The organism is Nocardiopsis sp. NPDC055824 (assembly GCF_053616335.1).
The window spans coordinates 16398-37026 of record NZ_JBSHDN010000006.1; the positions used below are offsets into that span (position 1 = coordinate 16398).

Consider the following 20629-nt stretch of genomic DNA (forward strand, 5'->3'; position numbering starts at 1 on the left):
GCATCCGGCAGCGGAACCACCCACCCGCGCCCAGCCAACAGCGCCCCGGTCTCCCTCTCCGCCGAGTCACCCTGCGTCGAGTGGGACCGCGAGGACCCCGGGTGGTCGTGCGGCGCCTCCACCCGCTCCGAACCGGCAGGTGGCGGCGCGGCCGTCGATCCCCGGACCGCTGCGGAGCGCGCGCGGGCGTCGATGGTTCTGCCCGACCCGACGGTGGGTTCTTCTCCGGCGGCCGAGACGGTCGTGGGCTTCCCGCTCTGGTTGTGGGTGGACCGCTCCGGTTGGGAGCCGGTCAGCGCGACCGCGGCTGTCTCCACGGGTTCGGTGACGGTGACGGCGACCCCGGGCGGGGCCCGCTGGGCGATGGGCGACGGTACGACCCTCGACTGTCCGGGGCCGGGGACCGTGTTCGTCCCGGACCGCCACGAGGCCGACGCCCCGTCACCGGACTGCGGCCACACCTATACCCGCGCCTCCCGGGGGCAGGCGGCGGGGCGGTTCCCGGTCACCGTGACGGTGACCTGGTCGGTGGAGTGGTCGAGCACCGCGGGCGGTGGCGGAACCCTGGACCCGCTGACGACGAGCGCCTCCCGTGCGGTGCGGGTGGCCGAGGTCCACGCGCTGGTCACCGATGGCTGAGTGCGCAGAGACGGAGAGAGCGTGACGACGACGTTGTCCGGACCCCACGTGTCCGAACGGAAGACGGGGAGGTCCCGGCTGTCCCTGCCGCGCCGCAAGGGCTGGAAGCGGCCCTTCGCCGGGGTCGCGGCGGTGGTCGTCGGCGGGGTGGTCGCGGCGTGGGCGGCGGGGCACGAGGAGGAGCGCGTCCCCATGGTCGTCACCGCGGAGGACGTGGCCGCCGGTGAGGCCCTGACCATCGCGGATCTGCGGATCGTTCCGGCCCTGGGGGTGGAGGACCTGGATCTGGCGCCGGTCGACGAGGCTCTCGGGGGGCGCGTGGCGATGCCGGTTCCGGCGGGCACGGTGCTGACCGGGGCGATGCTCGCGGACACCTCGGGCTGGCCGGGTCCCGGTCAGGCGGTGGTGGCGGTGCAGACCCAGCCGGGCATGCTTCCGGCTTCGGCGCGGGAGGGCGCGCTGCTGCTGGTGCTCGGTGCCGGGGAGGGAGGGCCCCACAGCGTTCGGCTGCACTCGTTGGGGGAGGAGGGCGATCTCGCGGGTTCCCGTGTGGTGGAGCTCGTGGTCGCCGAGGACGAGGTGGCCGATGTGGTCGGGGCAGTGGACGAGGGCGTGCGGATGGCGCTCATGTCCGCGCGGTAGGGCGACGGACACAAGAACAAGGGGGAGAAGCATGATCATCGCGGTCTGTTCGCTGTCGGGGGCGCCGGGGGTCACGACGTTGGCCACGGCTTTGGCGGCGGTGTGGCCCACGGGTCCGCTCACGGTTCCGGTGCTGGTGGAGGCCGATGCGAGCGGGGGTGACCTGGGGGCCTGGCACCGGCTTGCCGGGCGTCCGGGGCTGGTCTCGCTGGCGGCCTCGGTGCGGGCGGGCACGGACCTGTCCCTGGTGCAGGAGCCGGGGACGCACGGGGTCCTGCTCCGGCACGGTACCGAGCTTCCCGGCGGGCTGAGGGCGGTGACCGCGCCGACGACCGCGCACGAGGCCTCGGCGGTGGTGGCGGCGCTGGCGCACCGGAGCCAGGTTCTGCGGAGCGGTGTGAGCGTGGTGGATCTGGGGCGGGTGATGCCGGGGACCGCCGGTGCGCACCTGCTGTCCCTGGCGGACGTGGCGGTCTTCACCGTGGCGGGTGGGGACGCCGCGCAGATCCACCGGCTCGCCCGGTGCCGGGACGTCCTGGACGCGCTGGCCGAGAACGGGACGGCGGTCGGTGTGGCGGTGCGCGGCTCCCGGTTCCCCGCGGCGGAGGTCTCGGCGGTGACCGGTTATCCGGTGTGGGCGGAGGTGCCGCACGATCCCGCCGGCGCGGCCTTCCTGCGGGGGGAGGCCTTCCGGCCCCGCGGGCTCCGGGAGCGTTTCGCCGCCTGGTCGCACGCCCGCCAGGATCCGGAGACGGTGGACTGGATGCCGCTGCTGGCGTGCGCCCGGCGGCTGGCCAACCATGTCGAGGACCTGCCGCCGGCTCCGGTGCCCCTGGGTCACCGGGCGGAGGTGGCGGCGTGAACCCCACGATCCACGCCCCGCAAGGGCTCTCCCCGCACGGGGCGGCCGAGCACCTGGAGGGGCTGGCCCGTCGGCTGGCCGAGCGGGTCACCGACGCCCTGGTCCGCCAGGACGCCGGCACCGCCGCCGAGCACGACCGCGGGGCGCAGCGCGAGCGGGCCGACGCGATGCTCTCCGCCCTGCTGGAGGAGCACGCCTGCCACGCCCTGACCGGCGCCGCCCGTCCCCTGGCCGAGCAGGACGAGGCGTGGGTCCACGCCCGCGCCCTGGCCCAGGTCTGCGGGCTGGGTCCGCTGGAGCTGCTGCTGGGCGAGCCGGGTGTGCGCGACATCCACATCAACGGCACCCGCGTGTGGGTCGACCTCGGCGACGGTCGGCGTGAGGAGCGCCCGCCGGTCACCTCCTCCGACGCCGAGCTGGTGGCCCTGGTGCAGCGCCTGGCCGGTCAGGCACCGGGCGGGGAGCGCCGTTTCGACGCCTCGGCGCCGCTGCTCAGCATGGAGCTCGGTGACGGCGCCCGCCTGTCCGCGGTCATGGGGGTCTCCCGGCGTCCGGCGGTCACGATCCGCCGCCACCCCGAGCGCGAACTCACCCTCACCGACCTGACCGCGTCGGGGATGCTCACCCGCCCGGTGCGCTCCCTGCTCACCGCGGCCGTGCGCGCCCGCCTGAACGTGGTGATCGGCGGGGCGACCGGTTCGGGCAAGACCACCCTGCTGCGCGCCCTGGCCCGGCACATCCCGCCCTTCGAGCGGGTCGTCACCATCGAGGACGCCTTCGAGCTGGGCCTGGACTCCGACGCCGACCTCAACTGCCTGGCCCTCCAGGGTCGGCCGCCCAACACCGAGGGGGCCGGGGAGATCACCCTGGCCGACCTGGTCCGGCACGCCCTGCGGATGTCCCCGGACCGGGTGATCGTCGGTGAGACCCGCGGCCAGGAGACCGTGGCGCTCCTGCACGCCATGACGATGGGCACCGACGGTTCCATGGCCACGGTCCACGCCTCCTCCTCCGCGCAGATCCTCACCAAGCTCGCCACGTACGCCAACCAGGCCGGTGAGCGGCTCTCCCTGGAGGAGGGCGCGGTGCTGATCTCCTCGGCCGTCCACCTGGCCGTGCACATCGACACCGACGACCGCGGCAACGGGCACGTGTCCAGTGTCCGCGAGGTCGTGGGGGTCGACGGCCCCCAGGTGGTGACCAACGAGCTGTACGCCGTGGAGCACGGCGGGTTCGCCACGTCGCCGAGCCCGCAGTACGCCCGCAAGCTCCTGCGCGCCGGCCTGGACCCGGCCGCCCTGTTCGGGGAGGCGACGTGAGCGCGGTCCTCATCGCGAGCCTGGGCGGGGCGGCGGTCGGCCTGGGGGTGGTGCTCCTGCTGCCCGCGCTCACCTCCGGTCTGCCCGGGGTGTGCGAGCGCCTGGAGCGGGGCCGCCACCTGTGGTGGAAGGCCGCCGCGGTGGCCGGGGCGGGGATGCTCACCTGGGGCATCACCGGCTGGCCGGTCGCCGCGGCCCTGGCCGCCGGGGCCGCGTGGTGGCTGCCCGCCGTCCTGGGCCCGGACCGGGCCACACCCGCCGAGGTCGCGCGCATCGAGGCCGTGGCCGGCTGGACCGAGCAGCTCCGCGACCTGATCACCGCCTCCTCCGGGCTGCGGCAGGCGGTCCGGGCCTCCGCGGTCATCGCCCCCGCCGCCGTCCGCGACGACGTGCGAACGCTGTCCCGCGACCTCACCGCCGGGGCGGACCAGGAGGAGGCGCTCACCGCCTTCGCCCACCGCGTCGGCAACGAGACCGCGGACCTGGTCGCCACCGCGCTGTCCATGGCCTCCCAGCGCCATGCCGCCGACCTGGGGCCGCTCCTCACCAGCCTGGCCGAAGCGGCCCGCGACCGCGCGGCCATGCTCGTGCGCACCTCTGCGACCCGGGCGCGCACCCGCACCTCGGTCCGCATCATCATCACCACCGCGGCCGCCATGGTCGTCGGCATGGCCGTCCTCAACGGCCCCTACTTCGCCCCGTTCGACTCGGCCGCCGGCCAGCTCGTCCTCGCACTGATCGGCGCCGTATGGGCCGCGGCGCTGGGGTGGCTGACGCGGCTGTCGAACCCGCCGCGCACGCAACGCGTGCTTGCGGCCCACCCGCAGGAGGCAAGGACATGAACACCCTCATCGCCGGGCTCGGCGGCGCCACGGCCGGCGCCGGCCTGTACTGGACCGTGTGGACCCTGCGCCGCCCCACCCTCGCCGAACTCCTCCCTCCGCCGGAGGAGCAACAGGCGCGGCCCGCGCCCGTCAGCCCCTTGCGGGCGGTGACGGCCGCCGGCGCGGGGGTCCTCGCACGCACCGGGTGGCCGGGGGAGCGCACCGGGCGCGACCTGGCCGCGTGCGGTACCGACGCCGACGTCCACCGGATGGACACCTGTGTCGCCGCCCTCGCCGGCCTGGCCCTGGGGATGCTCGCGTTCGCCGCCGCGGCGCCGCCGCAGTCCCCGCTGCCGGCCCACTACGCCCTGGGCCTGGCCGCCTGCCTGGTGGTCCTGGGGGCGTGGACCCCGACCCTGGTCCTGCGCCGCAGGGCGGCCCGCCACCGGGAAGAGCTGTGCGCGGCCACCTCGGTCATCGCCGACCTGGTCGGCGTCGCCCTCGCCGGGGGAGCGGGCGTCACCGAAGCGCTCACCGCCGCCACCCGGCGGGGCCACGGGACCGCGTTCACCCGCATCCGGCGGTGCCTGCACGAGGCCAACCTGCGCACCCGCCCGCCCTGGGACGCCCTGGCCGAGCTCGCCGAACGCACCGGCGTGCGCGACCTGGACGAACTCGCCTCCTCCATCCGCCTGGCCGGGACCGACGGCGCCCGTGTGCGCGCCTCGGTCCGCGCCAAGGCCGCCTCCCTGCGCATCCACCGGCTCGCCGCCCTCGAGGGGGAGGCGTACCGGGCCACCGAGCGCATGACCCTGCCCGTCATGCTCCTGGTCCTCGGGTTCCTCCTGCTCATGGGCTATCCCGCCATCGTGCACGTCACCACCGGATTCTGAACCCAGGAAGGCCCGCGCCCGTGAACCAGGCCCTGCGCCGAGCACTCACCGCACTCGTCCACGGCAGACGAGGCGGCCGCCGCACCGGCGACCGCGGATCCGGCACCACCGAGTACGTGCTGGTCCTGGTCATCACCATCGGCATCGCCACCGCCGTCGGCGCCATCCTCACCCCGATGATCACCGAGAGCGCCCAGTCCATCGACCTGGGCGTCAACCCGTGAAACGCCTCGCCGCACGCGGGGACCGGGGCAGCGCCGACGTCCTGTTCGCCGTCCCGCTGATGTTCGCGATGCTGCTCGGCATCCTCCAGTACGGGATGTGGACCCACGCCCACCACCGCGCCCAGGCCGTCGCCACCGAGGCCCTCGCCGCCGGGCGCGCCTTCGACGGCAGTGCACGGCAGGGGCGGGAACGCGGCCACGCCATGGTCCAGGACCTGGGCGGCGCCGTCCTGCAGGACGTCCGCGTCCGGGTCGAACGCCGGGCCGGCACCACCCGCGCCACCGTCACCGGCACCGCGGTCAGCCTCGCCCCCGGCTGGTACCCGCCCGTGGAGACCACCCTGAGCGGCCCCACCGAACACGTCCCCGGGGCCGGGCCATGACCGGCGCGGGCAGCCGGGACCGGGGGAGCGCGGCGGTCGAACTGGCCCTGCTCGTCCCCGTCCTGCTCGCGTTCCTGGCCCTGATCGCCCTCACCGGCCGCGACTACACCGCCGCCCTGGCCGCGGACGCCCTCGCCCACTCCGCCGCCCGCGCCGGATCCCTGCACACCGACCCCGCCACCGCACAGCAGGCCGCGGCCCAGGCCGTCGCCGCGAGCGTGGGCACCTGGGGCCGCGCCTGCCAGGACCCCGCCGTCCACTTGCACCCCGCCACCGTCGCGGGGGCGCCGGCCGTGCGCGCCGAGGTCACCTGCACCGTCCACCGCGACGACCTCCCCGACCTCGGCACCGGCGACACCCGCACCGTCACCGCCCGCGCCGTGTCCGTCACCGACCTGCACCGCGAACAGGCACCCTGATGTTCGGCAGCAGCCCCAGCGCCTTCGTCGTCGCCATCGCCGCGACCCTCATCGCCTGCCTCGGGCTCGTCCACGACGGCGCCCAGATGCTCCGCACCAAGACCCGCACCACCGTCCTGGCCCACGAGTCCGCCCGGGCCGGAGCCCAGCACCTGGACCCCCACCTGCTCCGCACCGGCACCCGCGCCCTCGACCCGGCCGCCGCCCGCACCGCCGCCACGGCGCACGCCCGGGCGGGCGGAGGCGACGCCGAGGTGTCCGTGGGCGCCGACACCGTCACGGTCACCGTCACGAGCACCCACCACCCAGCGCTCCTCACACTGCTCGGCGACGTCCACATCTCCTCCCGCGCCACAGCCACCGCCCACACACCGTGAGACGAGGGGGACCCGTGCACCCGATCCGGACGGCCCTGGCCGCTACCACACCGGCACTGCTCATCGCACCGCCCGTCCTGCTGAGCCGACAGCCCTGGCCCGACACCGCAGGCGTGAGCGCGGAGCACCTGCGCCTGTCCCTGCTCAGCGGCACACTGCCCCCACCCCTCGGACACACGCTGGTGCTCGCCCTGCTGTGGGCGCTGTGGGCCGCCTTCGCCCTGCTGGTGGCAGCCGACACGGTCGCCCTGCTGCGGGGACAGGTTCCCCGCATCGGACTGCTGCGCCTGGCCGCGACCGGCATCGCCGGAAGCTCGGTGGCCGTGTCCGCCCCCGCGGTCGCCGCCGTGGCCCCCGCCGACACCGCGCCCACCGACGGCGCACACGACGCCCACAGCGCGCCCACCGGAGAACCCGCACACGTGCTGGAGCGCACCCGCACGCTCACCGGGTTCGGCCTCGACTCCGCCGACCTCACCCCCGCCATGGCGGACGAACTGGGACCCACCGTCGAACTCCTCCAGCTCTTCGGCGACCCCGACACCGCGATCACCGTCACCGGACACACCGACGCCACCGGCCCCGACGAGCACAACCGCGCCCTGTCCCTCCGGCGGGCCGACGCGGTCGCCGCCGCCCTCACCGAGCAGCTCGGCGACGGATGGACCGTCACCACCGCAGGCGCCGGTTCCGACCACCCGCGCGAGCACCCCGAACTCGGCCCCTCCGCCGACCGGCGCGCCGAGATCACCTACACCCTCACCACTCGCCCCCACACCAACGCCGACAGCGAGACCGAACAGCAGGAGGCGGCCGTCGGCGCCGCACCGGTCGCGCCCGCCGCCGAGGCACAGGACACCTCTGCCCTCCCCGTCGGCGCGGTGCTCGCCGGAGCCCTCGCAGGGGGCGGGGTCGGAGGCGCCCTCGGCGCGGTCGCCGGACGGCTGACGGCACCGGGACACCGCGGCAAGCACCAGGCCGGCGAGGACGAGCACGACACCGAACCCCACGACGAACCCGGCCCTGACGACGACACCGACGCAGACCCCGAACAGCCCCTCGGCACCCCCGTCCCCGTCACCAGGGACACCGGCGGCGCGGTGATCAATCCCCAGGGCCACCTCCGCGTCGCCGACAACCTCAGCGTCAGCGCACACGACGGACTCGCCGTGACCGGAACCCACGCCCTGGGCGTGTGCGCCTCCCTCATCGGCCGCGCCCTGACCGACCCGGGCATCCGCGTCATCACCACCCGCGAACTCGTGGCCCAGGCCGGGGCCTCACCCCGGGTGCGGGCCCCGGGCATGACCGTCAGCGCGGACACCGCCTCGGCCGTCACCGAGGCCGAACTCGCCTACATCACCGCCGCCCGCGACGAAGGGGGCCCGTCACGCACCCTGCTCGTCGTCAAGGCCTCCGAGCACACCCTCGCCCAGGACCGGCTGCAGGCCCTCCGCGACGGAGAGGAGGAAGGGGAGGTCACGGTCGTGATCCTCGGCGAGGAATGGGGCGTGCCCGTCCTGCGCTGCGACTTCTTCGACACGGTCGACGTCACCGCCCCCGACGGGAGCACCGACACCTACGACGGGCTCCGGCTCCTCCACATCGACCAGGCCACCTTCGCCGCCGGCTTCTCCACCGCCGCCGCTGCTGGGGAACCCGATCGTGCCGGGGAGTCGGTGCCGGCGCCCCCGGAAGAGGAGAAGGAAAAGGAAGAGGCCGCCTCGGAGCCGGCGGCCGAGCCTGTCGGGGCCGACCCGGAACCGGACGCCGAACGACCTCCGAAGGTCGACATCCGCCTGTTCGCGCCCCAGCCGAGCATCACCGTCGACGGTGTCGACATCGGCGTGAAGATGCGCAGCGCCTCACGCGCCATGCTCGCCCACCTCGCGCTCCACCCCCACGGGGTGGGCACCGACGCCCTCACGGAAGCCGTCTTCTCGACCGAGCCGGGCAAGAAGAGCCGCCATCTGCGCAGCAGTGCCTGCACCAGCGCACGGGTAGCCGTCCGAGAGGCGCTGGAGAACCCTGACGCGGAGATCATCGACGTGGTTCCGGGCCGCTACCGGATCCACCACGACACCGTCGACGTGGACGTGTGGCGCTTCGACCGGGCCCTGCAGGCCGCCAAGAAGGCCGAGGACGACAGGACCGCCCACACCTGCCTGCGCGCCGCCGCGGCCGAGTACGACCACATGCTCCTGACCGAGAGCGACCTGCCCTGGATCGAGGAGAAGCGCCAGGCCTACCGCAGGGCCGCCGCCGACTGCTTCGTCGGCCTCGCCAAGGCGGCCGACGACCCCAGGCAGGCGCTGGCCTGGCTGGAACGGGCCCGGGAGGCCGACGACCTCAACGAGAGCATCTACCAGGAACTCATGCGGACCCAGGTGGGCCTGGGCCGACCCGACGCCGCCGAGCGCACCTACCAGGACCTCGCGGGCAAGCTGAAGTCCATGCGGGCGCGCCCGAGCGCCGCCACGAGGAACCTGATGGAGGACCTCACGAGGAGTCGGCGGTGAGGGTCGGGCGCGCCGCTGGGAAGTGTCGGCGCCGGACGCCTGTCCGGGCCGGAGGGATTGGCCGGAGAATCCTGCGGCAGCCGACGGCTTCGGGGGCCTGGTTCAGTGTTTTTCACCGGATCTGATGGAGGCTGCGGCGTGTGCCGGGATCGCCTCCCGTCACCCGGACCGTGGCCTGGGCTTCGGGTGGGGCCTATGGCTTGTGCGTCACCGACCTGGTCACGGGGCATCGAAAATGGTCACGGTCAGCGCCTTGTCCCACCGAGCGGCGGCCAGGTCGTCGTGGCGGATCATGAATTTCGTGTAGTACTCCTCGTAGATCCCTCCTTCATTGGCGAGCGGTATCCAGTCGCTCGCCAGCCGGAGCGCGTCCTCGTCCAGATAGGAAAACCGCTCTCCCTCAGCGAGGGTCTTCGCCGTGATGCTGCTGACCGTCGCATCGTCATCGGCGTACCCGCCGATGACGTAGTAGGCGCCGGACGACCAGAGGCCGTAGGCCAGAGACCGAAGTTCGTCCAGGTGCGGCAGTTCACGCTCCATGTACCGGGCCAACTGCTGCTGGAAGGGTGACATGTCGTCCCACTCCAAATCCTCCCAGAACTCGTGCCAGCCCTCCTCGTCCTCGTCGCCCTCCTCGAGCCAAAGGGGGAGAGCGGCTCTGAGCCCGTCGGCGCAGACGTCGATCCGCTCGTCGACACACGCGGAGCCGGGGGGTTCCGCGACCTCGGTTTCGGTGCCGTCCGGCACATACACGACTCGTGCGTACTGTCCCGGATCGGCCCGCGGTCCGTCGCAGTCCATCTCTTTGTCAACGAAGAAGAGCAGCGTCCCGTTTGCCGGTAGGTCGAAGCCGTCGACCCTCGGCAGCGCCCCGCAATCGACGGAGAGGAGCAACGGCAACGGAATGTCCCCGGCGGACGGCCACTTCATGCCCACCGGTAGCCGGGGCAACCCACCGATGTGCCCGACCGGAGGACCATCGCCACGCGCGGACAATCCGATCGACAAACGAAGGTGTTGGCTGAACCTGTTGATCTCGTCGTCCGGGATGCCCAACTCAAGCGCTGCCCGACGAAACTCTCCCCGATGATCCATGCCCGAGAAGATAGGCCCTTTCCAACTCGGCTGTGTCGGCAGGGTGTGGGTGGGGATGGGTTGTACATGGTGGATGCGAGTGGTCGATCACCTTGGACCATCCCAGCGATCCGTCTCCAGGAAGCCGCGCAGCTCCCAGGCGAGGCCGCATGTCCTCTCCGGGAGCATGATCAGTCCTGCCTTCGAAGTGCCACTCGTCGCCGGGGAATGGATGGTGCAGCCCACGTCCGTTGGGTAGGGGATCCCACACGCTTGGCTGAGACCGTCAGGTCTCGTTCCAAGGAACATCAGGTTCGGGCACCGTTCACCCGCGAAGATCTTCCGCCAGCTCTGCAGAAAACACATCGATTCCATCACCGCCTCACATCGTCACCGGGAGTGAGGTTGAAAAAGGCTCAGTGACTGGTTTCTGCGCATCGCCAGCTCCTGCTCATGGGCTATCCCGCCATCGTGCACGTGCCACCAAACTCAGGACATGCCAGAGCCTCCATCACACCCGGAACGAGATATCCAGGGGGTTCGACGGACGGCGGCCTCGGCCCTGGCGACCCAGGCGAGGTACCAGTCCGCGAATCCGATCCGTGCACCCGGGGCGCCGAGGGGGCGCATGCCACCCTCGGACGGGAAGCCGTCGACCCACATGGATCCGCGCTCGGGTCCCGTCACGACGAGCCAGTGGCAGTGGCCGCAGCCCTCATGGCTCAAGCACAGCGCCCCGGAGGTGAACCGGCGGAAGAGCGTGTCATCGGCCTCCCTCCACACGCGGCAGGTGGTGTCGAACCCCTCCTGTGTCCCGAAAGCGGAGCGCACCGGCTCCCGGTCCTCGTGCTCGGCCAGGAGCCGCGATCGTTCCTCCGCCGTCGGAAAGACCGACCCCAGGGAATCGTGCCGCATATCGCCGCTCGGGTCGGTCCACTCCCACCCCGTGTCCGTCCGGTGCAGGGCGCCGAGCCCATACCCCGGCCCGGCGCCACCGGCACCCACCTCGAGCAGGAAGCCGCGGTAGTCCGCCGGCAACGAGACACCCCACAGGGTTTCCGCGGAGGAGACCTCCCGCTCCGTCAGCGGGGCGGCGAGCCGGAAGCGGTCTCCTGTCACACCATGCCCGTCCCGGGCGCCGAAGACGTCGCTCGCCCGGTCCTGTCGGGCCAGGGCTTCGACCCGTTCACGGACACCGTTCCAGACCGTTGCTCGCACGGGCCGAAGCGTAGCCCAGGGCGGCGGAGCCGGCCCGAGAAGGTCGGTGCGTCGAGACGAGCAGCACCGTGTGCTGCACGCCGGGGCAGAGGCCGGGATCGCCTCCCCTCACGCTCGGGAGATCGGAGCCGCTTGCCGGATTTCCGCGCCCGGACCGGCGTTCCGTACGCGACCCGTCGAACCCGCCCGCACTGGAAACCCTCGTGCAACGCCACCGTTGTCGGCCCGGGGGATCAGGGCACCTCGTCCGCAACCCCCTGGAAGGTGCGGCGGTAGGCGCTGGGGGACACCCCGAGCCCGGCGTGCATGTGCTGGCGCAGCGACGCCGAGGTGCCGAAACCGGCTGCGTGCGCGATCCGGTCCACCGCCAGGTCCGACTCCTCCAGGAGCTGCCTGGCCCGGTCGAGCCGCTGCTGGGCGAGCCACTGGCCCGGTGATTGGCCCACCTCGTCACGGAAGCGGCGCGTGAACGTGCGCACGCTCATCGCCTCCCGGTCGGCCATGTCGCTCAGACTCGGCTGGAGGTGCAGGTGGTCCAGGGCCCAGGCCCGGGCCCGGGAGGTCGAGGACCGCTCGGGATCGGGCACCGGGTGGCGGATGTACTGGGCCTGCCCACCGTCGCGGTGCGGCGGCACCACCGTGTGCCGGGCTACCTCGTTGGCGACGGAGGCGCCGTGGTCGGCGCGGATCATGTGCAGGCTGAGATCGATCCCGGAGGCGACCCCGGCGGCGGTCAGCACGCGCCCGTTGTCGGTGTACAGCACGTCGGGGTCCAGGTCGATGTGCGGGTACATCGCGCGGAAGAACCCGACGGACTGCCAGTGCGTGGTGACCCGGCAGCCCTCCAGGAGTCCGAGGGCGGCGAGCACGAACGCGCCCGTGCAGATGGAGGCTATCCGTGCGTGCTCGGGGATGCGGTTGACGACCGCCGCCAGCGCCGGGGAGATGGGGTCGTGCGGGCGCTCCACGTAGTCCTCCTGCGCCGCGGGCAGGATCACCGTGTCCGCCTCGTCGACGGCCTCGGGTCCGTGGTGGACGTTCAGGGTGAAGTCGGTGTCAGTGGTGATCACGCCCGGTTCCACGGCACAGGTCACGACCTCGTAGAGGGGTTGGCCGTCGGTCCCGACGGCCCGCCCGAAAAGCCGGTGGACGATCCCCGTCTCGATGGGCAGCAGGCCGTGCCGGGCGAGCACGGTCACGTGGTGGCGGTCCGGGTGGACGAAAGCGGTCATGGCCGGATACTTTCACATGTTGGCTTTCGGGCCACTGTCGGCGTGGGGCTCCGCGCCGGAGTCTGGACACATGACTTCGACGAGCCCCTCCAGGAGCACCGGGGAGACAGCCTCCAGCACCGGGCGGGCGCCCGCACGGGTCCACCGGGCCTGGCTGATCGCCCTCGTCGCGGGCGCGACCATCGTCGCCGCGGCGGCCTTCGCCGCGATGCCCGGGCTCCTCGTGGACCCCCTGCACACCGAGTACGAGTGGTCGCGCGGCTCGATCGGTGCCGCCGCATCGGTCAACATGGTCGTGTACGGCCTCATCGCCCCCTTCGCGGCGGCGCTGATGGACCGGTTCGGCATCCGCCGCATCGCCCTGGCCGCCCTGGCAACCGTCCTCGCCGGGGCCGGACTGACCACGGTGATGACGGCTCCCTGGCAGCTGACCCTCTACTGGGGCCTCCTCGTCGGTGCGGGCACCGGATCACTGGCGATGACCTTCGCCGCCACCATCGCCGACAACTGGTTCGTCAAGCGCCGGGGCCTGGTCATCGGCGCGCTGACCGGCGCCGGCGCGTTCGGCCAGCTGGTCTTCTTGCCCGCGCTCGCATGGATCATCGACCACCAGGGGTGGCGTCCGGCCATCGTGACGCTGGCCCTGACATCGTTCGTGATGGTGCTCCTCGTCGCCCTGGTCCTGCGCGACCACCCCGCCGACGTGGGACAGCGCCCCTACGGAGCCGACTCCTTCGTCAGCAGGCCGAGGACGGAGCAGGGCGCGGCCCGTCGAACCGTCCGGGTCCTGCGCGACTCCGTGCGCAGCCGGCAGTTCTGGCTGCTCGCCGGGACGTTCGCGGTGTGCGGCGCCACCACCAACGGGATCATGTGGACGCACTTCGTGCCCGCCGCCCAGGACCACGGGATGGCCGTGACCGTCGCGGCGGCGCTGGTCTCGACCATCGGCGTGTTCTCCCTGGTCGGCACCATCGTGTCCGGCTGGCTCACCGACCGCTTCGATCCGCGTGGACTGCTGGTCGCCTACTACCTCGGCCGGGCCGTGCTCCTGGCCACGCTCCCCGCGCTGTTCGGCCCCGACGCCGGTGCCGCGCTCATCGCCTTCGTCGTGGTCTTCGGTCTGCTGGACGTGGCGACCGTGCCCCCGACCATCCTGCTCTGCCGCCGGGTGTTCGGTGCGGACGGCGCGATCGTCTTCGGGTGGGTGAACGCCATCCACCAGGTCGGCGCCGGCGCCATGGCGGTCTTCGGCGGCTTCACCCGTGACGTGACCGGGAGCTACGGCCCGGTGTGGTTCATGGCAGCCGCACTGTGCGCCGTCGCGGCGGTACTCGCCCTCCGGATCGCCCGCAGCGGTGGGAACGATCCCTCACCCGGCGGGACACGGACCGTGGACCCGTGCAACGACGACGAACAGGCCGGGAAGTGAGCACCATGGACGGGAACGGTGTCGGACACGCCGCGAACAGCGGCCTCGCGCGCCCCGGCGGGACGGACCCACACGTCGCGGACGCCGCCGCATTCCCCGGGAAGGCCGATGCCCGGCGCAGGCCCTCGCCGGCGTTCTCCCTCGTCCTGCTGCTCCTGATCGCGGGCGTGGCCTATGTGGGCTCTGCCGGGCTCGACCAGAGCCTGAGAGCGGCGCGGGGCGAAGGGGCCCCGGGGGTGTTCACCGTGTCCGCTCTCAGCTGCGTCCACCACCCCGGGCACGAGTCGTGCACCTGCCACGGCCGCTACACACCGGACTCCGGCGGAGAGGCGCGCGGCGTCTACCTCCACGCCGCCGGACGTGACACCTGCCGGGAGGGTGAGGAGATCCCGGCGGTCGACGTGGGCGCCGCGAACCGGGTCTACGGACCGGACGGTTCGCGCGAGTGGATCCTGTCCTCGGTTCTCCTCGTGGGATCCGCGGCGGCGGTCAGCGGTATGACGGTGAGGTGGGTCCGCCATGTGCGCGGGATCAGGACGGCGAGGCGGTCGAGCCAGGGGGCACGACCGCGGCCATCGGATGCGCAGGACGCCCGTCTTCGATGCCGGGCCGAACATAGCCCCGGTCCAGGTCCGGTTCCCGGAGCCTCTGGGCGCCCGGGCCGGTTCCGGCTGTGCGCTGCGAAGAGTCTCTGCGGTGCCGCACACTCGGCGGACATGGCGACCGATCCCGTGCTCCACTCCGTCCGCGACTACTACTGGGGCCGCATCTACTGCGAAGGCCCCGAAGAGTACGAAGGAGAATACGAGCACCTCACCGATGACGGCCCCTTCTTCGCTGTGGAGGATCAGATCACCATCCAGGTGGTCAACAGCCGCCTTGTGGAACAGGAGGACGCCGACGTCGAGCTGAACTCCGTCCAGGACGATGGTTGATGCAGGTCGACCTGGACCTCCGGGGGCCGGACGACGCCCGGTGGGTGAGTATCGGTGCCCCGTAGGTGGTCCACCCGGCCCACGTCTGGTGAAGTCCCGTACCTCCTTCCGTCAACCGTCCTCTTCGGGTACCCGTTCCCTGGGGAGCGGCTTCGGAGGTGGGACTCGTGTCCGTTCCGGGGCCGGTCTGCCGTGGCGGCGTGGGCCATGGTGGATGTAGCCGCTCCGCCCGTACGATGCGGCCATGGGACTGTTGACCCCGCTCGCCGTGCGGATCGGCGCCATCTCGTGGATACCGAGACTGCTGCCCCAGATCACCGGACTCGATCGGGGCCTCCAACGGGTCAGCCGCGGGTACATCGGGATACTCGACCTCGCCGGTCTGCCGAACATCATGCTCACGGTCGCCGGGCGGATCAGCGGTGAGCCGCGCAGGACGCCTCTGCTGTGTGTTCGCGACGGCGCGCATCTGCTCGTCGCCGGTTCGTCCTTCGGTGCGCCCAGGACACCTCAGTGGGTGCACAACCTCAGGGAGGCACCCACCGCCCTCGTCGAGAAATCGGGTCGGAGCGTCGAGGTCGAGGCAGAGGAACTCACGTCGCACGAACGTGAGCGGGCCTGGGCGCTCATGTGCGTGGTCTGGCCCAACTACGCCCTGTACGAGCGACGCACGGACCGCCTCATCCCCGTCTTCCGGCTGACCCCGGTCTCCGCCTGACGCCCGTCAGCTCCGGTGCGGACCGCCGCAGAAGGGGTCGCACGGCCTCGGCCGTTGGGGAGCAAAGCGCCCGTACCACCTCGCTCCGGGGACGCGTGGGCCTGATGTGTGCAGTGGGACTCCGCATGACGAACGCGCTGTCTTCAGGTGAAATCTGGAGACGGGCGGTCCTGCCCGGAGACCGTTTCGACGCCGATGGCGGGTGGGTGTGTCCGCTGTTCAGGCCTCTGCGTGGACGGCCCCGGCGAGGGAGATGAACAGGATTCGGGGTCCGTTCACTTCCTACACAAACGATCGGCTTGATGGTAGGAAGTCAACGCAGAGGGCTCTCCGCTATCCCCCGAGCCGCACGGAGGCTTCCCATGATTCGCCGGTGGTCGATCCGCTCACGCACGGGTACCGCGGTGGCCGCGGGTTCCGTCCTGATCCTCACCCTCTCCCTCGCCCCGGTCGCCCAGGCGAGCACGGCGCGTGAGGACCCGCGCGAGCACACCGGGTTCAGCGAGACCGTCGAGATCCCGCCGGGCGGCTCGGCCGCCACGGTCGAGGATCCGGAGCCGCGGCTGGAGACGTTCAACGCGGAGCGCCCGGTCGCCCCCGGTGTCACGCTGAACTCGTTCGAGGCCTACGGGCCGGACGGCTACACCGGGACGCCCACCTGGTTGCAGGCCGACCTGTTGACCGCCGACCTCACCGGCGGGGTGAGCGTCGACTACCTGTTCCCCGGCCGGGTGACCGAGCGGGAGCCGTTGAGCGTCCAGGCGGACCGGGCCGGTGCGGTCGCCGCGGTGAACGGCGACTTCTTCGACATCAACGCCTCCGGTGCGCCGCAGGGCGTGGCCGTGCAGGGCGGTGAGGTGATCCAGTCCCCGGCCACCAACGACTACCGCGGGTCGGCGGCGATCTTCACGCCCGACGGGCTCGGCTCGATCGGGGAGGTGTTCTTCGAGGGGACCGTCGAGCTGCCGACCGGGGAGACGCCGTCGCTGGACGCGATCAACAAACCGGCGCTGGCGACCGGCGGGATCGCCGCGTTCACCCCGTTGTGGGGGACGTACTGCCGGTGCCGGGCGGTCGAGGGGGCGACGGAGACGCTGGAGGTCGTCGTCACCGACGGTGTCGTCTCCGAGATCGTGGAGGAGCCCCGCGAGGGCGGGATCGCCGACGATTCCTTCGTCCTGGTCGGTCGCGAGAGCGGCGCCGCAGCGTTGTCCGACCTGGCCGTGGGCGACCCGGTCGGCATCGACTACGACGCGCGGGCCGGCGGGGAGCAGGAGCTCCACGCCGCGCTGAACGGCCGTCAGCTGCTCGTCGTCGACGGGGAGGTCCAGCGGGCCGGCCAGGGCAACAACACCCCGGGCGCCCCGCGCACGGCCATCGGCTTCTCCGAGGACGGCTCGCAGATGTTCCTGCTCAGCGTGGACGGCCGGCAGCCGTCGTTCGCCGAGGGCGTCGGCCTGGACGAACTGGGCGAGATGATGGTGGAGGCCGGCGCGCACACCGCGCTCAACCTCGACGGCGGCGGCTCGACCACCATGGTGGCGCGGGAGCCCGGCGCGGAGCAGGTGCGGGTCGAGAACCGGCCCTCGGACGGCCAGGAGCGCCTCGTCCCCAACGGGCTCGCCCTGTTCGCCCCCGAGGGCAGCGGCCGGCTCGACGGCTTCTGGGTCGAGACCCTGCTCGAACCCGGACGCGGCGACGGCCCCGCCTATGTCGCACCGACCCGGCCCGACCGGGTCTTCCCCGGCCTGAGGCGGACGCTCACCGCAGCCGGTCACGACGAGACCTACGCACCGGTTCAGGCCGATCCGCACTGGCGGTCCGGTGACAACCGGGTCGGCACGGTGGACCGGGACGGCGTGTTCACCGCGCGTTCGGCGGGCACCGCCACCGTCACGGCCCGCCAGCGGAGTGCCACGGGGGACATCGAGTTGACGGTGCTGGGCGAGCTGGCCCGGCTCGAGACCACGTCCGGGCGGGTGGGGCTCGCCGACGCCGAGGCGTCCGCGGTGGTCGGGGTGACCGGCTACGACTCCCGTGGGTTCGCCGCGCCGGTCGAGCCGGCCGATGTCGAGCTGGACATCGACGAGAGCGTCGCGCGGGTCTCGGTGACCGAGGACGGGCGGTTCGAGGTCCGGGCCGCCACCGACAGCGGGGCCACGGTCGCCACCGTCCGGGTCGCCGGTGTGGAGACGAGCTTCGCGGTCACCGTCGGCCTGGAGGAGACCGTCGTCGCCGATTTCGAGGATGCGGCCGACTGGTCCTACTTCGGCGAGCGCGCGGACGGAGGCGTCGCGGTGGCCGAGGGTCGGGACGGCGCCGCGGTGGGTTTGACCTACGACTTCACCGCTTCGACCGGGACCCGTACCGGCGGTGTCCTGCCGCCCGGCAGGGAGCTGGAGATCCCCGGCCAGCCGCAGGAACTGCGTGCCTGGGTGCACGCCGAGGGCAACGGGGAGTGGGCCAGCCTCCAGGTCTGGGACGGCTCAGGCCAGCTGCTGCCCGCGCTGCGTGCCGGCTACCTCGACGAACCGGGGTGGCAGCAGCTGGTCTTCGAGGTGCCGCCGGGCACGCAGTACCCGCTGTCGCTGCGCCGCCTCTACTTCGCCGAGACCGACCCGGGCGCCGGCTATCACGGCGAGGTGGTCGTCGACGAGCTGACCGCGATGGTGCCGCCGCCGGTGGACCTGCCGCCCGCCGAACCGGTCGTCGACCCGGTGGTGGCGCCCGGCCGGGCCGTGGCCGGCCAGGACTGGCGGTTCGCCGTCCTGTCCGACGCCCAGTTCGTCGCCCGTGCCCCGGACAGCGGGATCGTCGCCCAGACACGGCGTGCGCTCCGCGAGATCCGGGCCAGTGACGCCGAGTTCCTCGTCATCAACGGCGACCTGGTCGACGAGGCCGCCCCGGAGGACTTCGCGCTGGCCCGGCGCATCCTCGACGAGGAGCTGGAGGGCGAGCTGCCCTACTACTACGTGCCGGGCAACCACGAGGTGTCCGAGGGCACGCTGGACAACTTCCGGGAGGCGTTCGGGGAGACCCGGCACGTGGTCGACCACCACGGCACCAGGTTCATCTTCCTGGACACGGCGCGGTTCTCCTATCGGGCGGGCGACTGGTCGCAGCTGCCGCTGCTGCGCGAAGAGCTCGACCGCGCGGCCGACGACCCCGCCGTGTCGTCGGTCGTGGTGGCCCAGCACGTGCCCCTGCGCGATCCGCTGCCGACCCGGGCGAGCGAGCTGTCGGACCGCAAGGAGGCGGTCACCGTCGAGGGTTGGCTGGCCGAGTTCCAGTCCGGGAGCGGCAAGGGCGCGGCGTTCATCGGCGCGCACGTCGGCGTGTTCCACGCGGACCGGGTGGACGGCGTGCCCTACGTCATCAACGGCAACGTCGGCAAGAACCCCTCGGCCGGTCCCGCGGACGGCGGCTTCACCGGCTGGTCCTTGTGGGGTGTGGACACCGGCGGCGATCCCGCGGAGGACTGGGTGGCGACCGAGCTGCGCCCCCACGTGGACGGGTTGGTACTGGAGGCGCCGGCCTCGGTGGGTGTCGGTGAAGAGGTCGAGGTCACCGCGACGGTGGACAACGACGGCACCGCGGTGCCGGTCCTCTACCCGGTGAGCGCGGACTGGTCCGGTTCCGACGGCGTCCACATCGGCCCGGCCGGGGATGCCGGGGCCGACCACGTCGCCGCGTTCGACCCGGCGACGGGCCGGTTCAGCGCGCTGGGGGAGGGGACGGTCGACCTCGCCGTCACGGTGAACGGCGTCACCGAACAGGTGACCATCGCTGTGAAGCCCTGACGCCTGTACCCCGGCCACGTGGGGGCGGGGGTGCGCCGTCGCCCCCGCCCTTCAGCTGCGTCCACCGCTCTCCCGGGGCCCGAGCCGGGGCGCGGGAATCGGTGGCACGCCGGGGATGTTCTCCACGAACATGACCGAGCCGTGGCTGGACCCGAAGACCATCGACCACCTCCTCGACGACACCCGGACCTGGGCCGTCGTCGGCCTGTCGAACGACCAGGGGCGTACCGCCTACCGGATCGCAGAGTTGCTGCAGGCCAGGGGCAAGCGGATCGTCCCGGTCCACCCCGGGGCCGCCGCCGCGGGTGAGGAGGTCCTCGGGGAGAGGGCCTACGCGACGCTGGCCGACGCGGCCGCCGCCGTCGGCACCATCGACGTCGTCGACGTCTTCCGCCGTTCGGAGGCGGCCGGCGAGTTCGCCGACCAGGCCGTCGCGATCGGCGCCGGCGGTGTGTGGTTCCAGCTCGGCGTCCTCGACGAGGAGGCGTTCCAGCGCACGCGGGAGGCCGCAGTGCCGATGGTGATGGACACCTGCCCCGCCATCGAGTGGGGCAAGCGCGGCGCCTGAGCGGTGGCGTCCGGTCGTGCCGGGTGGCGTTCTCCGACGACTCCCGGCACGCGCCGTCCCGGGCCCCGGGTCCCGGTCTCTTCCCGCGTAAGAGCTCATCTCGAAGGCCCTGCGAGGTGCCCTGCGCCTGGCGTGATCACACGCTGTGAGTGCCGTGTTGCCTTGAGGGCTCTGGGGGTTCCTCCGGCCACCGCCGCCTCGCGCACCGGAGCCGGTACACGCCGGAGCCTCCATCACACCCGGCAGGAAACGATCCGGTGGGGGCCGTAGGCGGCGTGCACCGGCCCGCTGGCCGTGATCGTCCTCCCATGACCAGCGCGAACGTCACCGCTCACCGAAAAGGAAACTGTCCTGGGCGGTGTCTGCCAGCTCGCCGCCCTGTCCGTGCTCGGCACAGACCCGTGCGGTGCCGCCCCGAACTGTTCGAAGGGCGTCCGTCCGGGATCGGGCCGACCCCGGAACCGTAACTCTGCGAATTCGGCCCCGGTATTCGTCCGTGGCCATTGCGCCCCTCTCGCCGTTGACGCCTCCCCGACTGCTCTATGCTGCCCCAC

At 72.8% G+C, this 20629-nt stretch carries 19 protein-coding genes; 16 read left to right on the forward strand and 3 right to left on the reverse strand.

The genetic code is table 11. From position 1 onward, the window contains the following. Positions 1-213: 213 nt before the first annotated feature. The 11 genes from ACWGL3_RS03050 to ACWGL3_RS03100 are packed head-to-tail and all read left to right on the forward strand — an operon-like array spanning position 214 to position 9101. On the forward strand, positions 214-639 hold the full coding sequence (locus tag ACWGL3_RS03050; RefSeq protein WP_452460733.1) for a hypothetical protein: 426 nt from the start codon (positions 214-216) through the stop codon (positions 637-639). A gap of 21 nt (positions 640-660) precedes the next feature. Further along, on the forward strand, positions 661-1281 hold the full coding sequence (locus ACWGL3_RS03055) for an SAF domain-containing protein (RefSeq protein WP_267945008.1): 621 nt from the start codon (positions 661-663) through the stop codon (positions 1279-1281). A 31-nt stretch (positions 1282-1312) separates the two neighbouring features. After that, positions 1313-2143, forward strand: coding sequence for a hypothetical protein (locus tag ACWGL3_RS03060; RefSeq protein ID WP_267945007.1), 831 nt, complete (start codon positions 1313-1315; stop codon positions 2141-2143). Further along, entirely contained in the window at positions 2140-3462 is a 1323-nt protein-coding gene (locus ACWGL3_RS03065) for a CpaF family protein (RefSeq protein WP_267945006.1), read from the forward strand. The genes ACWGL3_RS03060 and ACWGL3_RS03065 overlap by 4 nt, the downstream gene beginning before the upstream one ends. Beyond that, positions 3459-4304 carry a type II secretion system F family protein gene (locus ACWGL3_RS03070; protein ID WP_267945005.1) on the forward strand — a complete coding sequence of 282 codons (846 nt, stop codon included), beginning with the start codon at positions 3459-3461 and terminating at the stop codon, positions 4302-4304. The genes ACWGL3_RS03065 and ACWGL3_RS03070 overlap by 4 nt, the downstream gene beginning before the upstream one ends. Continuing rightward, the gene (locus ACWGL3_RS03075) at positions 4301-5179 is read left to right on the forward strand and encodes a type II secretion system F family protein (protein ID WP_267945004.1); all 879 of its coding nucleotides are present in this window, start codon (positions 4301-4303) and stop codon (positions 5177-5179) included. The genes ACWGL3_RS03070 and ACWGL3_RS03075 overlap by 4 nt, the downstream gene beginning before the upstream one ends. Before the next feature lie 20 nt (positions 5180-5199). Further along, positions 5200-5403, forward strand: a complete 204-nt coding sequence (locus ACWGL3_RS03080; RefSeq protein WP_267945003.1) for a hypothetical protein — start codon at positions 5200-5202, stop codon at positions 5401-5403. Further along, positions 5400-5786, forward strand: coding sequence for a TadE family protein (locus ACWGL3_RS03085; RefSeq protein ID WP_267945002.1), 387 nt, complete (start codon positions 5400-5402; stop codon positions 5784-5786). The genes ACWGL3_RS03080 and ACWGL3_RS03085 overlap by 4 nt, the downstream gene beginning before the upstream one ends. Beyond that, the gene (locus ACWGL3_RS03090; RefSeq protein ID WP_267945001.1) at positions 5783-6205 is read left to right on the forward strand and encodes a TadE/TadG family type IV pilus assembly protein; all 423 of its coding nucleotides are present in this window, start codon (positions 5783-5785) and stop codon (positions 6203-6205) included. Before ACWGL3_RS03085 ends, ACWGL3_RS03090 begins: the two co-directional genes overlap by 4 nt. After that, positions 6205-6582 carry a hypothetical protein gene (locus ACWGL3_RS03095; RefSeq protein WP_267945000.1) on the forward strand — a complete coding sequence of 126 codons (378 nt, stop codon included), beginning with the start codon at positions 6205-6207 and terminating at the stop codon, positions 6580-6582. The genes ACWGL3_RS03090 and ACWGL3_RS03095 overlap by 1 nt, the downstream gene beginning before the upstream one ends. Before the next feature lie 14 nt (positions 6583-6596). Continuing rightward, complete coding sequence (locus tag ACWGL3_RS03100; RefSeq protein ID WP_452460734.1) at positions 6597-9101, forward strand: OmpA family protein; 2505 nt, start codon at positions 6597-6599, stop codon at positions 9099-9101. Between the two features lie 219 nt (positions 9102-9320). Here ACWGL3_RS03100 and ACWGL3_RS03105 read toward each other — a convergent pair whose 3' ends face one another. The 3 genes from ACWGL3_RS03105 to ACWGL3_RS03115 form a co-directional block, all read right to left on the reverse strand. Continuing rightward, the gene (locus tag ACWGL3_RS03105; RefSeq protein WP_267944998.1) at positions 9321-10196 is read right to left on the reverse strand and encodes a DUF1963 domain-containing protein; all 876 of its coding nucleotides are present in this window, start codon (positions 10194-10196) and stop codon (positions 9321-9323) included. 468 nt (positions 10197-10664) lie between these two features. Beyond that, positions 10665-11393: an SMI1/KNR4 family protein gene (locus ACWGL3_RS03110; RefSeq protein WP_452460735.1), complete on the reverse strand. Its 729-nt coding sequence runs from the start codon at positions 11391-11393 to the stop codon at positions 10665-10667. 233 nt (positions 11394-11626) lie between these two features. Beyond that, positions 11627-12625 carry a GlxA family transcriptional regulator gene (locus ACWGL3_RS03115; protein WP_452460736.1) on the reverse strand — a complete coding sequence of 333 codons (999 nt, stop codon included), beginning with the start codon at positions 12623-12625 and terminating at the stop codon, positions 11627-11629. A 70-nt stretch (positions 12626-12695) separates the two neighbouring features. Between ACWGL3_RS03115 and ACWGL3_RS03120 the strand changes: the two genes are divergently transcribed. From ACWGL3_RS03120 to ACWGL3_RS03140, 5 genes are all read left to right on the forward strand, one after another. After that, positions 12696-14054 carry an MFS transporter gene (locus tag ACWGL3_RS03120; RefSeq protein WP_452460737.1) on the forward strand — a complete coding sequence of 453 codons (1359 nt, stop codon included), beginning with the start codon at positions 12696-12698 and terminating at the stop codon, positions 14052-14054. A 716-nt stretch (positions 14055-14770) separates the two neighbouring features. Next, positions 14771-14989 carry a hypothetical protein gene (locus ACWGL3_RS03125; protein WP_452460738.1) on the forward strand — a complete coding sequence of 73 codons (219 nt, stop codon included), beginning with the start codon at positions 14771-14773 and terminating at the stop codon, positions 14987-14989. 244 nt (positions 14990-15233) lie between these two features. Continuing rightward, positions 15234-15707, forward strand: a complete 474-nt coding sequence (locus ACWGL3_RS03130) for a nitroreductase/quinone reductase family protein (RefSeq protein ID WP_452460739.1) — start codon at positions 15234-15236, stop codon at positions 15705-15707. A 362-nt stretch (positions 15708-16069) separates the two neighbouring features. Next, positions 16070-19507, forward strand: a complete 3438-nt coding sequence (locus ACWGL3_RS03135) for a phosphodiester glycosidase family protein (protein ID WP_452460740.1) — start codon at positions 16070-16072, stop codon at positions 19505-19507. Positions 19508-19622: 115 nt separating this feature from the next. Next, positions 19623-20075 carry a CoA-binding protein gene (locus ACWGL3_RS03140; RefSeq protein WP_452460741.1) on the forward strand — a complete coding sequence of 151 codons (453 nt, stop codon included), beginning with the start codon at positions 19623-19625 and terminating at the stop codon, positions 20073-20075. Positions 20076-20629: the final 554 nt, after the last annotated feature.